A 14,625-nucleotide genomic window follows, 5' to 3' on the forward strand; every position below is an offset into this window, starting at 1 on the left:
GATAGACGTTTATGCCTGCAGAGAAAAAAGAATTTATTTTAAAAAGGTTCACACCCTATATGGGCAAAAAGAAGATCCTGTTGCCCTTATCCCTGGTATTGTCGGGACTGTCCGCAGTCCTTAACATTGTACCTTTTATACTGGTATGGTACATAACCAGGGATATTTTGTCCTCTCCCCAGTCCATGAATCTTTCGAAGATCAGCTTTTATGCCTGGCTTGCCTTCGGGAGTGCGGTAGGAGGCGTCATCGTTTATTTTTTTGCCCTCTTAAGCTCCCATCTTGCAGCCTTCCGCGTAGAAATCGGAATGCAAAAAGTCGGCATGGATAAAATACTCTCTATGCCTCTTGGCTTTTTTGATCAGCATTCAAGCGGGAAAACCCGCAAGATTGTCAATGACGGAGCGGGAACAACCCATAGCTTTTTAGCACACCAGCTTCCTGATATGGCAGGCAGCTTCGTATCCCCCGTTATGCTGATAGCGCTGATCTTGATGGTGGACTGGAGAATGGGGCTTGCTTCCCTTGTGCCGATTATTCTGGGCTTTATAACCATGCGCTTCATGATGAGTGCTGAAGGCAAAGGATTTCAAAAAATGTATTATGATTCTTTGGAAGAAATGAGTTCTGAATCCGTGGAATATATACGGGGTATCCCGGTGGTTAAAACCTTTGGACAAAGCATCTTTTCATTTAAGCGATTTTATGCCAGCATCATTAAATATAAAGAGATGGTCCATGCTTATACCCTGCTTTGGCGAAAGCCCATGTCCTTCTACAGTACAGTGATGCAAACCGCTGCATTCTACTTAATCCCCATGGCTATTTTTTTAATCGGCAGAGGAGATAACCTCCCTCTTGTCCTGGCCGACTTTACCTTTTATATGCTTATATCGCCAATCTTTACCACGCTTTTGATGAAATCCATGTATTTTCAGCAGAATACTCTGATAGCAGAGCAAGCTATTGACAGATTGGATGGGCTTACAGAGTATCCCGGCCTGAGCTATACAGAGAAGGAAAAAACCATTCAAAATTACAGTCTGGAATTTAGGGATGTGGTGTTTTCCTATGAAGGAAGCGACAAGCCCGCCCTGGATAAAATCAGCTTTAAATTAAAGGAAGGGGAAACCATTGCCCTTGTGGGAGCCTCAGGAGGAGGGAAGACCACCATTGCCAGGCTGGCCGCCCGGTTCTGGGATGCAGATAAAGGTGAAGTTCTGGTCGGGGGAATCAATGTCAGGGATCTTCCCAAAAAAGAACTGATGGAGAGCATTGCCCTGGTTTTTCAAAATACTAAGCTATTTAAAGCTTCCCTAAGGGAGAATATCCTTTTTGGCAAAGAAAAGGTCAAAGAGGAAGAATTAAATAAAGCCATTGAATCTTCCCAGTCCAGAGAAATCATTACCAAGCTTCCCGAGGGGCTTGACACTGTCATCGGCTCAAAAGGTACCTATCTTTCAGGAGGAGAACAGCAAAGAATTGCCATTGCCAGGGCAATTGTTAAGAATGCCCCCATCGTCCTTTTAGATGAAGCCACGGCTTTTGCAGATCCTGAGAATGAGCATTTGATTCACAAAGCCCTGAAAGAGCTGAGCCGAGGCAAAACCACGCTTATGATCGCCCATCGTCTGACCAGCGTGCAGAACGCAGACAGGATACTGGTGATTGAAAGGGGGAAAATCGCGGAAGAAGGAACTCAAGAAGAATTACTGAAGATGGGCGGTATCTACAAAGGGATGTGGGATGAATACCAGAAATCTCTGGCCTGGAAAATAAACGCTAAACGTCAGGAGGATGGAGGTCAAAATGCTTAACTATTTTGAAAACAAATATGCTATGTCTGAAAAAGGGGCCAAGGATCTTTTTTACGCCATTATTTGGACCGTCGTCATGGACCTCAGCTTTATTGCTCCGGTAGTTCTCGGCTTTATGTTTTTAGAAGAATACCTGGGTTTGCTTTTTGATCCTGCCAGCACCTCCAAAAACAGCCTGGCCTACTATGCTGTCATGTCGGCAACCTTCTTTCTGGTAATGCTGGTGATTGCCTATTTTCAATACAACTCCACCTATACCAGGATTTACGAAGAGAGCGCCAAACGACGGATCAGTCTGGCTGAAACCCTGAGAAAGCTGCCTTTAGCCTTTTTCGGCAAAAAGGATATTGCGGATTTAAGCTCAACCATCATGGAGGATGCTACCCAAATAGAAATGCTCTTTTCCCATTCGGTTCCTCAAATTTATGCCGCCGTATCCACGGTTCTCATCATGGGTGTGATGATGTTTTTCTACAACTGGCAGCTGTCCCTCGCCGTATTTTGGGTAGTGCCGGTGGCGGTCCTGGTTTTTTACCTGTCGAGAAAGCTTCAAAACACCATGCATGCCAAGTTTTATCAGCTCAAAAGGGAGATTGCGGATAAAATTCAGGAGGGGCTTGACTCGGCCCAGGAAATCAAATCCTATAACCAGGAAGGGGCTTTTTCCAGTCAGTTAAACGTCATGCTGGACAATTTGGAAAGGCTGATGATTAAAGGCGAGCTTTTGATCGGGGCTTTTCTCAACCTGTCCCATGTATTATTAAAGCTTGGGCTGCCCAGTGTTTTACTGTACGGCGCCTATCTACTGTCAAGAGGAGAGATAAGTGTCTTTACTTACCTGGTGTTCCTTGTCGTGACAGCCCGCATTTACAACCCCATCATGGAGGCGATGAATAACCTGGCTTTGCTGCTCTACCTAAATGTTCGGATAAACCGTATGAAAGACATGGATAAAATGCCCAGACAGGAAGGAAGCACTGACTTCAATCCTAAAAACTACGATATTGAATTCAAGAACGTTGACTTCTCCTATCAAGAGGGTGTGCAAACCTTAAAGAATGTCAGCTTTACGGCAAAGCAGGGCGACGTGACAGCACTGGTAGGGCCTTCCGGGGGAGGAAAGAGCACCATTGCCAAGCTGTCCGCAAGATTCTGGGACCTAGACAAAGGAACCGTTACCTTGGGGGGAGCGGATATCTCGTTGGTTGATCCTGAAACTCTTCTAAATCATTATTCCATCGTTTTTCAGGATGTGACACTGTTTAATTCAAGTATTATGGATAATATCCGTCTGGGCAGGAAGGATGCAACCGATGAAGAAGTCATCAAGGCCGCTCGGCTGGCCCAATGCGATGAGTTCGTTAAAAAGCTTCCCCAAGGCTATAACACCTTGATCGGGGAAAACGGCGAACGATTATCCGGCGGAGAAAGACAGCGGATCTCCATAGCGAGAGCCATACTGAAAGACGCCCCGATTATACTGCTTGACGAAGCGACGGCATCTCTTGATGCGGAAAATGAGAGCAAAATCCAAAGGGCACTGGGTGAGCTTGTCAAGAATAAGACGGTTTTGATTATTGCCCACCGGATGAGAACGGTTTTGGGAGCGGATAAAATTGTGGTGATTAAAGAGGGTGTGATTGAAGAAACAGGCACACCGGCGGAATTAACAAGCAAGCAGGGGATTTTTGCAGGGATGCTAAACACTCAATATCAGAATCATTGTTGAGGGGGTCAAACTTAATGCCGTGCCTGTTGATGGATTCCGTAATCAGTCCATCCATACGGGCATTTTTTTTGCCTTCTTAACTATATGATCGGTTTTAATCGGTTTTTCTTTTGATATATCAAATTTGTGAAGAGATATAGTTCCCATCGGAGTGCTTAATTCCTATTGAAACTTCATTTTCTCCGATGAAATAAATCGGGATATATTTAGATATTACATCGGCACTCTCTGTTGCAGTTTTATTATTAAACACATCGCTATTATAAAGAACCTTTTCATTTTTTGTATTAATATCAAAGGTTTTTATTGCTCGGTCTTTCATATTTGTCTCTACTTCGATTTGTTTGCTGCCTTTTTTGACTATTTCATCAGAAAATGCATTAGTATTAACTATGACTAATGAGGCAATAGCTAGGGCTAATACTCCCCCAGTCATAGTTAAAGATTTCCCCTTTTTATTCATTTATTAACCACCTTTCGTTTATTATCAAAGACTAAAAGAGTATAATTTCCTCCTTTTCTGTGATCTCCTAACCCCGATATTAACACATGAGAGGGTTGGAGCATAGGTGTTTCCTCCTATACGTGTACTTCATTTGAAGTAGCATAGGAACCTGGATATTCTTTTTCTTCTACTACAACGGGAACCTTCAAACCGTCCTCCCTTAATAATTACTGACCTCTTAACAACTGGCATATTTAAACGATTTTACCATCTATACTTATTAGACAATTGAGCTACAGAAAAAGCTTCATAAACTTTGGAAAAAATTGAGTATAGGATAAAAGTCCTATGTAAAGAGGGGCTTTGGGTTCGTATGCGTATGAAGACAGGAGAGGGTGGCAGTTGCTTTTCTCGAAGGATAAGAAGAACCGAATTGATGAAGAATTATTTAAACGCTGTACGTTAGATGAAGTTGAGAGAATTGTTTACTTTAGCGTTGCAAACCGCATTATCTGCCTCAAGGTACAGAGTTGAAGAAAGCCCCTCTAACCAAAGGGATGGGAAATTTTCTCCCTTGTCATTTTGAAATCCGTTGTTCTGGGACAAAATGCTTATCAGACTTCTGTCACGAATGGAATTACATCTTGGAAAGAAGGAAGATTATCTGAAAATCATTGTGGTAAACTATAGCCAGAGCAAAGGGAGCAGCAGATCTTGAGGAGGTTGGATAGGCAATGCAATTTGCAGAGGATGAAATGTGGGGAGCTGTCGTGGATTGCGATGATAACTATAATGGCAGATTTCTCTACGCAGTGAAAACAGTCGGCGTCTATTGCCGGCCATCGTGCAAATCAAGAACGCCGTTAAGAAAAAATGTTTGCTATTTTGAAACACAGGAAAATGCTCAAAACGCTGGTTTTAGGCCATGTAAGCGTTGTCGCCCTGATTTAACAGATTATGCGCCAGTGTTGGAAATCGCCCGGCAAACAAAGGAACTGATCGACGGTTATTACTGCCGGCGGGAACGGCTTATCAGAGAAATGAAACAATTAGGTGTGACGACAAACCATTTAGCGGTTATTTTTAAGCAACAATATGGTGTGCCGCCAATCCAATACTTAAATCGGCTGCGGTCTGAGCAGGCAAAGAACATGCTTGCTGAAACGGATATGTCCATCATCGACATTGCGGGTGATATCGGGTTTAGCAGCTTGCCCGCTTTCTACAGCTTCTTCAAAAGGCAGACCGGAACAACACCCAAGAAATATCGTGGGGGGCTATAGTGGCGGGAAATAAAATGGTTCTTAAAAAGCTTGGAAGAGGCCTATGAGTCTGCACCACTTCTCCCTTCGAAGCTAACCTAATAGGTCGAGGAGTGAGATTATGAAAAACGTATGGTACTATGATTATCCCATCGGTACAATTGGAATTGCCGAAGAAAACGGCGCTCTATGCCATGTGTTTTTAAGAAGTAGTAAAATCCTTACGGGTTTTAGCACCGCCCAAACACCGCTTATTCGAGAAGCGGCAAGACAGCTGGGAGAATACTTTGACGGCCGGCGAAAAGAATTTGATTTGCCGTTGTCTCTGCACGGCACGGAGTTCCAGCAATCAGTGTGGGAAGCCCTGCAGGCCATCCCTGTTGGCGAAACCTGCAGCTACAAGGATATCGCCGTGCAAATTGGAAACCCACGCGCAAGCCGCGCTGTTGGTACGGCGAACAAGCGCAACCCTGTTATCATTATTATTCCCTGCCACCGTGTGGTGGGACAAGACGGTAGTTTGACCGGTTATGTGGGCGGTCTTCCCGTAAAACAGTATTTATTGGAGTTGGAGAAACGCTATGCCTGATCTACAGTATTTTGATTATGGAGAAAAGGAAATCCAATGGCTGAAAGCCCGTGATCCCATACTCGGTGCCGCGATGGATGAGATTGAGCATATCAACCGTCCGATTATCCCCGATATGTTCACGGCTTTGGTAAATGCCATTGTCGGACAACAAATATCCACAAAGGCCCATGTGACAATCTGGAATCGAATGCTGGAAAAATTCTCATCTATTACACCGGAAACCCTGGGGGCAATATCGGCAGAAGAATTGCAATCTTGCGGAATATCTATGCGCAAAGCGTTATATATCAAAGAAATTGCCGATTCCGTGCTAAAGGGCAGCTTGAACCTGAGGCTGTTACAAACAATGTCGGATGAACAAGTTTGCCTACACCTTGGCCAGATTAAAGGGATTGGTGTCTGGACAGCGGAGATGCTGCTGATTTTTTCCCTGCAACGCCCGGATGTCATGAGCAGGTATGACCTTGCAATCCTCCGTGGTTTGCGGATGCTGTACCATCACCGTAAAATTACACCTCAGCTTTTTAATAAATACAAACGCCGTTATTCGCCTTATGCTACGGTAGCCAGCCTCTATCTGTGGGCCATAGCCGGTGGTGCCTGCCAACATCTTGTAGACTATCAGCCTAAAAAAGCAGTTCCCCCAAAAGAAGAAGCGAAGCGACGGCGAAAACCGGTGCATGCAGCAGAAGGGACAGCAGCGGATTAATGTGTACCCCATGTCAAGGACAATTTAAGGCAATTCCGCAATATTGTTCGCGTGCGGGATAATCCAAATCGTCACTCCGGCGGCAATAATATCTATACATGGACTTTTACGCTTATGAAAAAAATCCCGGTTATTCTCTATGTCTGCTGCGATTGAGGGTATGTCGAGAACTGGGTAGAACATCAGAACGAGCGTGACGAAATCAAGCGAACCGTGGTTGCGGCTGATCAAATTCCGGTCATTGATAATGGGACTGTTGCTGAAATAGGAAACCATGAGGAATTGATAAAAGGGGACGTGCTATTTCTAGGTGTACTTTAAATTGGATACTCATGGAATTGGTTAGCCTTAAGGTCAAAAAGGATGATGATAATGGATACACTTTTATTTGGCATATCTGGTCTTCCTCTAGGAAACGGTTCTACTAAATTTAATTATGCTAGTGGCATAGATTATGCTAAGTCCATAGGGCTTGATGCAATGGAGCTTCTTTTTGTCAGAAACGTTAATGTTACGGATAACAATAAGAGCCTTATATTACAAGCCAAGTCAAAAAATGATTTTTACTTATCAGCCCATGGCTCGCACTACATAAATTTAAATGCCAATGAATCGGACAAACAGGAACGATCTATAGAAAGGATCTTAAAAGCTCTGGAAGGATTGTCCAAAGTTGGAGGGAGGAGTCTAATCTTTCATCCAGGCTTTTATTTGGGAGACTCCAAAGAGGATGCGTATTATACCATAAGGGATAATTTATTACGTCTTCCCCTAACCGGGATAGATTATAGATTAGAGACAACTGGTAAGGAGACACAATTCGGCACGATTGAGGAACTAGTCTCTTTGTGCAAAGAAATCAGCTCGTGTAAATTGTGTATTGATTTTTCACATATACACGCAAGATATAATGGCAAACTAAAAGGGTTTAATGATTTTGCTAAAATACTTCAATATGTCTCGGATGAACTCGGAAAATCGGCTTTGGAAGACTTACATATTCATATGGGAGGAGTAAATTACACTAAAAAAGGTGAGCGGAACCATATCCCGTTGCTGCAAAGTGACTTCAATTATGTGGATTGCCTGAAGGCTATAAGGTACTTCAACGTAAAAGGTTGTATAATATCTGAAGGCCCTATAGTGGAGAAAGATGCACTGTTACTAAAGAAAACCTATGAAAGACTCTGATTCGAGTTTAAAGAATAGACAAACGTCCTGACTGAATCTCAGTTCAGTCAGGCTGCAGCGTGGTCGGGGGCAGACCAAACATATTTGTGTCCAAACGAAGTCATAGCATTGCAATATCATTAAAAACTGAACTACGGTAATTGAGCTTTTATTAAATAATAGAGTATTGGACATACTGTGGAGTGGAATAGGGATAGTTATATAATCAAGCTTACTTACGCTTAACGTTTTTGCCCTTCAAAAGCCTGGTTTATTTTTAATAACATTTAATTTATAATTAAAATAAAATCCCTGAGTATTAATAAAATATAAGGAGGTTAGAATGATGATCAGCGAAAAAATCGAAAACTTGTTGAATGAGCAAATCCAAAAAGAATTTTATTCCGCCTATCTATACATGTCATTTGAAGCTTATTTTGCGAATAGGAACCTTAACGGATTCGCCCATTGGTTCCGGGTGCAGGCCATGGAGGAAAGGGATCATGCTTTAATATTTTTTAACTATATTCATCAAGTCGGAGGACGGGTTAAGCTTCAGACTATAGCGGCACCTGAATGGGAGTTTCAGTCCATTGAAGAAGTATTGACAAGGCAGGTGGAGCACGAGCGTTTGGTAACAGCATCGATTTATAATATTGCCGATCAGTCCATCCAAGAACGGGACCATAAAACGAGTTCCTTTATCAAGTGGTTTATAGACGAGCAAGCGGAAGAAGAGGCCAATGCGGAACAAAATCTCAGCAAAATCAAACTTGTCGGCGAAAATGATGGAAGAGGAATTCTCATGCTCGATACCGAAATGGGGGCAAGAATCTACACTGTCGCGGCACCGTTATCGGCCAATAACCAAGCGTGATAATGCTAGAAACATAGATGCAGTCAATTAGCAAAGGTGGGAGTCTGAATGGAAAAAGTTATTAATATCGTTGGTTTTACAGGAAGCTTGCGCCGCAACTCTTATAATAAAGCAGCTCTTAATGCAGCTAAAGAATTACTGCCCGCTGGCGCAAATTTGGAAATAGTAGATTTATCCCTTATTCCGTTTTTTAATGAAGATTTGGAATCAGAAGGGATCCCCGAGGTCGTCGTTCAATTTAAAAGAAAACTGGCTGAAGCAGACGCCATCCTGATTTCCACCCCCGAGTACAACTATTCCATACCGCCGGTGTTGAAAAATGCTATAGATTGGGCGTCCCGCAGTACGGAGTTGCCGTTAAACGGAAAACCCCTGGCAATCATGAGTGCTTCGCCCGGTATATTCGGCGGAGCCCGGGTCCAGTACCATTTGCGTCAGGTCTGCGTCGTACTCAACCTTTTGCCGTTAAATAAGCCGGAAGTGTTCATTATGAGTGCGCACACGAAGTTTGATCCCAGCGGAAAGTTAATTGACGAGTACAGCAGAAATGCAATCACAAAACTTTTACAGGCGCTGGTGGATAAAACACGGGAAATGAAGGAGTGCCAAGAAAGAGGTTAATCCAGGATAACCCTGCTTTCGCGAATATTATTCGCGGCATCAAAGACGGATAGTTAAGGAAGATAATTGTATTTACTTAAAAAAGTTATTACTGCCAGTCCAAATTGAAAGACGCCTTTCAATTTGGACTGGCAGTTTTTGCAAGGCCAGGGTGATCAGCGGAGAACGTGGGCAAGGGAGCATAGGTAGGGACCAGATGGACTTTTAGAAGGCGTTCAGCCTTACCGTAAGTTTTACAATATCAATTGGGAATGTTTTCGTGTCTCTCTGGGGTGGACATTTTTTAAAGAAAGTGGTATCTTTAATGTGAATTATCTTAATATTTGGACTTAATGTCTCTCCAGCGAGGACATTTGGTTTTAAGAAAGAGAGGAGCATGAGCAAAGATTAGAAATAGTTTTTAGACATTATATGGAGATTGATTATGGGAAAAATCAATTCGAATAAACTCTAAGAAATGAACAAAAGGGTGTGTCGAGATTGGATACCCGTCGTGCCTCTGGGAAAGGCAAGAATCAGAATCCAGGTTTCGGCTGGCCATAGCAAAGAAGATTTGGACTTCGCGGTTACTTGTTTCAAGCAAGTCAAAGAAGAGATGGAACTCTAATCATGATTTAATTAGGGAGGAAAAGTGATTATGAAAAGTCTGATGAATAACTGGAATAAACTGAGCCTGGTAAAACAAATACTTATAGGATTGATTATCGGTATCATCTTGGCAGTAGCGATTCCAGACACAGCAAAACCCATCGCAATCTTTGGTACTTTATTTGTAGGTGCTTTGAAAGCGATTGCACCTATATTGGTCTTCTTCTTGGTCATGTCGGCAATCTCTCAACACAAGAGTGGTCATCAAACCAATATGAAATCCATTATCGTTCTTTATCTTTTTGGAACATTCTTAGCTGGACTTGTAGCGGTTGTTGCAAGCTTCATATTCCCAATAACCTTAACATTTGCAGCGGGCGCTAATAATGTGACGCCTCCGGGAGGGGTCGTAGAGGTTCTCAAAGCATTACTGCTGAATGTTGTTGATAACCCTGTAAAAGCACTTTATAATGCCAACTATATCGGTATATTGTCTTGGGCAATACTTCTTGGCTTTGCTTTAAAAAATGCTCCTGAATCTACAAAAATGATGATTTCAAATTTTTCAGATGCAGTGACAAAAATGGTTAGATGGGTCATAAAATTAGCCCCATTGGGTATCATGGGTCTCGTATTTGATGCTATTGCTACAAATGGAATTGAGGCATTATTTAGTTATGGACAATTACTTGTACTTCTGCTTGGTTGTATGTTTTTTATAGCTCTTGTTGTCAATCCAATCATTGTGTACGTGAATATTCGTAAAAACCCATACCCACTTGTGTTAAAGTGTTTAAGGGAAAGTGGTATTACAGCGTTCTTTACACGCAGCTCAGCTGCAAACATCCCTGTAAATATGACCTTGTGTGAAAATCTAGGTTTGGATAAGGATACGTATTCGGTATCTATTCCATTAGGTGCTACCATCAATATGGCAGGTGCTGCTGTTACCATTAGTGTTATGACCCTGGCGGCGGTTCACACGCTTGGCATTCAAGTGGATATGGCTACGGCCTTAATCCTCAGCGTATTGTCGGCTGTAAGCGCTTGCGGTGCTTCAGGCGTAGCGGGCGGATCGCTATTACTGATTCCTCTGGCCTGTAGCTTATTTGGGATCCCAAATGAGATTGCTATGCAGGTAGTTGGGGTAGGCTTTATCGTAGGTGTTTTACAAGATTCTTGCGAAACGGCTCTTAACTCATCCACTGACGCACTTTTCACGGCAACAGCTGAATTCGCTAAGATGCGTAAAGACGGAAAAGAAATCATTATTAAATCAACTTTCGCAGAGCAAAAATGAGCTTTGTCCAGAACCCAAAACCACATAAAAAAGAGGGTGGCTTCGATATAAAAGATAGCTCAAAAAGTGATTTGTTTAGCGGTTCCTATGTCAGTTTCAAGCAACTAAAAATCCTTGCAGCTTATGAAGTTGCAAGGATTTTTAGTTACAAGAGAAAACTAAAGACTTTTTTGCATAGGATCAGATAACTTTTTTGTTATCCGGGCCGGGAGTGGTGACAATGACCTTTTCCGGGGTGATAATAAGCGCACCTTTGGCAGTCATAGCACCTTTGAACATGTCCGAGACAAGTTTTTTGAAAGTCTCCACAACAGGGCCTTCCGTCACGTACTCGGCCTTGCCTTTGATCTGATATCCTTCCATGGTCCCTCCATTGCAGGCAGAGATGGCTATCTTACCGTTTTCTTTAATGTTGGAAAGTGTGGTATCCAAAAATACATCACCTACCACTAGTTTGCCGTCATCGGTAACGTCCTTGAAAGCTACTGGTACGGCATTCGGCTCATCCGAATATGTACCCAAAAACCACATTTGCATTCATTTGAAGACCCTCCTATTTGATTTGCTCTTATTTAAGCTTTACTTAAGTATAGGCAAGCTGCGGCGTGATTTAAAGATACCCGCAAATTTATGAGTTACTCATAAATTTCATAGTTACTGGCATTTTCAAAGTATGCCTTTTATAATTACACTACAGGAGGGTGTTCGGAATGTATAAACCCAAGTTAGAAAAAGATATTCGCTGCCCACTGGAATATGGCTTAGACATTTTCGGCGGAAAATGGAAATCCCGGATTATCTGTGTTCTGGCAGAGAAAGAGGTTCTGCGTTACAGCTCTCTGCGCAAAGAAATGACCAATATCACGGACGCGGTTTTGGCAACGACTTTGAAAGAGTTAATTGCAGACGGAATCGTTCAAAGACAGCAATTTGATGAAATTCCACCGAGAGTGGAATATTACCTGACGGATAAGGGAAGATCCGTTGTACCCATTCTGCAAAGCATTTGCAGATGGTCGGGGGCATACCACAGGGAGAACAGCGAGTATATCCTTTCACAATGTCAAAAATGCGATTACAAATGCGAAAACTCAAGTGATTGAATTGGCCTACCCGCAGCGCCTGTACTCCTACCTGTGAATTTATTAGCTTTGTCCATAATTTCGAACCTGGTATTAGATAGACATAATAAAAGCACCCAAAATTGAGTGCTACGATGTTGTAATTTAATTGTAACTGAAAAAGCTTGCAGGGCGGTCGGCATTCCTCCGAAGGGAGGTGATGCCGTGGAAGGATACCAGACTTTGATGCTGATGATTTCATTTGCAACATTGGTGGTGTTAATACTTTCATTCCATAAACGGAAATAGACCGCCTCTGTCCAAGGATTCGGTCTATTCCGCACTCTTTGACGCCGTCCGCTCTTAAGTGGCTGTTACATTGGAGTCATGCGACCAACATGACTCCTCTTTGATCACAGTTGATTTAAAATATCACTCTTGATAGTGTTAGACATAAATTTATGAATTTCAAGCTAGATCATTGGCGTAAGATATTTTATAGTTTTTCATAGTGCCTGCTACTTTATCCACCACGCTTTTGAGATTAGAATATAACAGTTATTTATAAAACTGTTTTTAAGTATTGTGATATTAAATAACTGTTCTTACAAAAAATTGACCAAATGCAAATCAGGCGTGAGAGCATACAAAGTTCGGGACCGATTCCTTACATGAAATAAGCGGTATAAAAATCCAGCAATTGAGAAGGATCGTATTGTTGTCAAATCCGAAGCTTCTAAAGGTAGACTCGTTTTTAAGCTTCTTAAATATAGAGCCATTAAAAAGATAATTCTAGAATTATAATCTAGGGCTACCGATATTGTTGATGAATTTTAGCCGAAAAAGACAGTAATCTTATGATTTTATGCCAATTCCGGAATCAAAGGAAAAATATACTTATGCTGATTACCTAACCTGACCGGAAGGTGAACGTTGGGAAATCATCGATGGTGTACCTTATATGCAAGCAGTCGCTTCCTGGCAACACCAAGCTATATCTGGCAATACCTTCTTGTTTTTAAAGGCCAGGGAGATGGTGCGGACAATAGGCGGAGACAACTCAGGTTTATACCCAAGCCTTCACCATCCGAAACCCGCCTGCGTATGCTGTCATTAAAGCTATTATAAAGGCGGGAATCAAAATGAATGAACCCAGCACTGAACGTACGCCGCAAGGCATTGCGGCTGAGATTAATAGAATCAAACAGCAGGCTTGTAAAATCATGCTTATCAATGCCATAGAGACCGGCAAGCGCTTGAAGGAGGCCAAGGACCTGCTCCCCCATGGAGAATGAGGAAAATGGCTGATGCAGCTCGTTGAAGAATATGGAGATAAACTATTCCCTGCCGGCGATGACGGCGGCAGGGAAAATTCGTCGGCGCCGACGAATTTTACATACTAACAGGCCATTCTCCTGCTGGGGATTCCGAAAGATGAGCGGGAGAAATTTATCCTGGAGCATGATGTTAAAATTTTATAGTGAGAGGGCGTATGTGGTAATCCCATAATCATAGAAACGGTTTAGGGAGATGGGTATCAACCAAATGCATAAAGTATAGAATTCTTTAAAACCATGCAGCGGCTTATCGTTTGCATGGTTTTTTTACGCAAGAATAGTTTAGGAACTGTTTAGAAATTGTTTAGATATTATCATCTTATTATTTAGAATCATTTTGTAAACTTAGGTTGTAAAAGAAAAGAAAAGGTGTTGAATTGGAATGAATGAGGGAATTATTGTCCAGACCCTTGGTAAAGTAACAAAATTACTTCTAGCGTCAGCGGGACCGTTGCAATATTTTCTTGACAAACCTGGTGAAACCCATGTTCACTGTCTGGAACAGGCCTATGTTACCTTGACTCATGATGGAAAAGAGGAGGTTGCTGAATTATTCCAGAATCATCATTCGATGCTCTCCAAAGGATTATACTGGGCTGACCGGGGGTGGAAAAACGTTAACCACTTTTATAGCCATCCCGACAAGCCAGGGAGCATAATCTGGCCGGGCGCAACAGGGGAGTGCCAGTGCTATTTCAATCGGGCTTTCACTCTGTTTCCAAATGACGTCGATAAAGGTATGTTCTTTCTCGGGGCTGCGCTGCATCTAGTACAGGACATGTGTGAACCACACCATTCCTTGGGGATGGTTTTCGATGGTCACAAAGAGTTCGAAGCCTGGGTGACTCAAAATTGGGCTAAATTTCCTGCTGAGAGTGGTATGTATCTGCCATTTTCCCACCCAGCCCAATGGATTGATTATAATGCTCATGTTTCAGCTGGTCTATATCCCTTGGTATCATTGGAGAGCGGGTGTTCGGAAGAAAGTTATAGCATAGCTTCAGAAATTTTGATTCCTCTAACGATTTCCACTTCTGCTGGGTTTCTTGATTTTGTTTATCAACAATTGGACGGTTTAAGGTTAAGACTAGAGTAGATTTTAAAAGAACATGGAGAG

General features: G+C 42.4%; 15 protein-coding genes and 2 pseudogenes. 15 read left to right on the forward strand and 2 right to left on the reverse strand.

The annotated features are described in order from the left end of the window. The first annotated feature begins 11 nt into the window (after nucleotides 1-11). Complete coding sequence (locus LJE72_RS19285) at nucleotides 12-1,817, forward strand: ABC transporter ATP-binding protein (protein WP_229249625.1); 1,806 nt, start codon at nucleotides 12-14, stop codon at nucleotides 1,815-1,817. Then, nucleotides 1,810-3,546, forward strand: a complete 1,737-nt coding sequence (locus LJE72_RS19290) for an ABC transporter ATP-binding protein (protein ID WP_229249626.1) — start codon at nucleotides 1,810-1,812, stop codon at nucleotides 3,544-3,546. The genes LJE72_RS19285 and LJE72_RS19290 overlap by 8 nt, the downstream gene beginning before the upstream one ends. Nucleotides 3,547-3,664: 118 nt before the next feature. On the opposite strand, the gene LJE72_RS19295 is transcribed toward LJE72_RS19290, so the two are convergent. Further along, nucleotides 3,665-4,009, reverse strand: coding sequence for a hypothetical protein (locus tag LJE72_RS19295; protein ID WP_229249627.1), 345 nt, complete (start codon nucleotides 4,007-4,009; stop codon nucleotides 3,665-3,667). Between the two features lie 384 nt (nucleotides 4,010-4,393). Between LJE72_RS19295 and LJE72_RS26345 the strand changes: the two genes are divergently transcribed. The 8 genes from LJE72_RS26345 to sstT all read left to right on the forward strand — a co-directional run bounded on the left by LJE72_RS26345 (nucleotide 4,394) and on the right by sstT (nucleotide 11,110). Then, nucleotides 4,394-4,525, forward strand: a complete 132-nt coding sequence (locus LJE72_RS26345) for a hypothetical protein (RefSeq protein ID WP_282437930.1) — start codon at nucleotides 4,394-4,396, stop codon at nucleotides 4,523-4,525. Nucleotides 4,526-4,725: 200 nt separating this feature from the next. Continuing rightward, a complete protein-coding gene (locus LJE72_RS19300; RefSeq protein ID WP_229249628.1) occupies nucleotides 4,726-5,274 on the forward strand; it encodes a bifunctional transcriptional activator/DNA repair enzyme AdaA in 549 nt (182 codons plus the stop codon). Nucleotides 5,275-5,374: 100 nt separating this feature from the next. After that, nucleotides 5,375-5,842 (forward strand): methylated-DNA--[protein]-cysteine S-methyltransferase, encoded by a 468-nt coding sequence (locus LJE72_RS19305; RefSeq protein WP_229249629.1) that lies wholly within the window; start codon nucleotides 5,375-5,377, stop codon nucleotides 5,840-5,842. Continuing rightward, complete coding sequence (locus LJE72_RS19310; protein WP_229249630.1) at nucleotides 5,835-6,554, forward strand: DNA-3-methyladenine glycosylase family protein; 720 nt, start codon at nucleotides 5,835-5,837, stop codon at nucleotides 6,552-6,554. The genes LJE72_RS19305 and LJE72_RS19310 overlap by 8 nt, the downstream gene beginning before the upstream one ends. A gap of 372 nt (nucleotides 6,555-6,926) precedes the next feature. Continuing rightward, complete coding sequence (locus tag LJE72_RS19315) at nucleotides 6,927-7,745, forward strand: TIM barrel protein (RefSeq protein ID WP_229249631.1); 819 nt, start codon at nucleotides 6,927-6,929, stop codon at nucleotides 7,743-7,745. Nucleotides 7,746-8,070: 325 nt separating this feature from the next. Continuing rightward, the gene (locus tag LJE72_RS19320; RefSeq protein ID WP_229249658.1) at nucleotides 8,071-8,601 is read left to right on the forward strand and encodes a ferritin; all 531 of its coding nucleotides are present in this window, start codon (nucleotides 8,071-8,073) and stop codon (nucleotides 8,599-8,601) included. A gap of 48 nt (nucleotides 8,602-8,649) precedes the next feature. Then, nucleotides 8,650-9,222: an NADPH-dependent FMN reductase gene (locus LJE72_RS19325; RefSeq protein ID WP_229249632.1), complete on the forward strand. Its 573-nt coding sequence runs from the start codon at nucleotides 8,650-8,652 to the stop codon at nucleotides 9,220-9,222. Between the two features lie 637 nt (nucleotides 9,223-9,859). Continuing rightward, nucleotides 9,860-11,110, forward strand: coding sequence for a serine/threonine transporter SstT (sstT, locus tag LJE72_RS19330; protein ID WP_229249633.1), 1,251 nt, complete (start codon nucleotides 9,860-9,862; stop codon nucleotides 11,108-11,110). Between the two features lie 180 nt (nucleotides 11,111-11,290). Here the strand turns inward: sstT and LJE72_RS19335 are convergent, their stop codons facing one another. Beyond that, nucleotides 11,291-11,647: a pyridoxamine 5'-phosphate oxidase family protein gene (locus LJE72_RS19335; RefSeq protein ID WP_229249634.1), complete on the reverse strand. Its 357-nt coding sequence runs from the start codon at nucleotides 11,645-11,647 to the stop codon at nucleotides 11,291-11,293. A gap of 173 nt (nucleotides 11,648-11,820) precedes the next feature. Here LJE72_RS19335 and LJE72_RS19340 point away from each other — a divergent pair, with 173 nt between their 5' ends. From LJE72_RS19340 to LJE72_RS19355, 5 genes and pseudogenes are all read left to right on the forward strand, one after another. Continuing rightward, a complete protein-coding gene (locus tag LJE72_RS19340) occupies nucleotides 11,821-12,213 on the forward strand; it encodes a winged helix-turn-helix transcriptional regulator (RefSeq protein ID WP_229249635.1) in 393 nt (130 codons plus the stop codon). A gap of 183 nt (nucleotides 12,214-12,396) precedes the next feature. Further along, nucleotides 12,397-12,480: a putative holin-like toxin gene (locus tag LJE72_RS26815; RefSeq protein ID WP_396391513.1), complete on the forward strand. Its 84-nt coding sequence runs from the start codon at nucleotides 12,397-12,399 to the stop codon at nucleotides 12,478-12,480. 556 nt (nucleotides 12,481-13,036) lie between these two features. Beyond that, nucleotides 13,037-13,171: pseudogene (locus LJE72_RS19345) on the forward strand (Uma2 family endonuclease); the annotation flags it as partial. 142 nt (nucleotides 13,172-13,313) lie between these two features. Next, nucleotides 13,314-13,643: pseudogene (locus LJE72_RS19350) on the forward strand (DUF3102 domain-containing protein); the annotation flags it as partial. Between the two features lie 247 nt (nucleotides 13,644-13,890). Further along, nucleotides 13,891-14,604, forward strand: coding sequence for a phospholipase C/P1 nuclease family protein (locus LJE72_RS19355; RefSeq protein WP_229249636.1), 714 nt, complete (start codon nucleotides 13,891-13,893; stop codon nucleotides 14,602-14,604). The last annotated feature ends 21 nt before the right edge of the window (nucleotides 14,605-14,625 follow it).

Origin of the sequence: Desulfosporosinus shakirovi, from assembly GCF_020595055.1 — a bacterium.
In the GTDB taxonomy this organism is placed as follows: Bacteria; Bacillota; Desulfitobacteriia; order Desulfitobacteriales; family Desulfitobacteriaceae; genus Desulfosporosinus; species Desulfosporosinus shakirovi.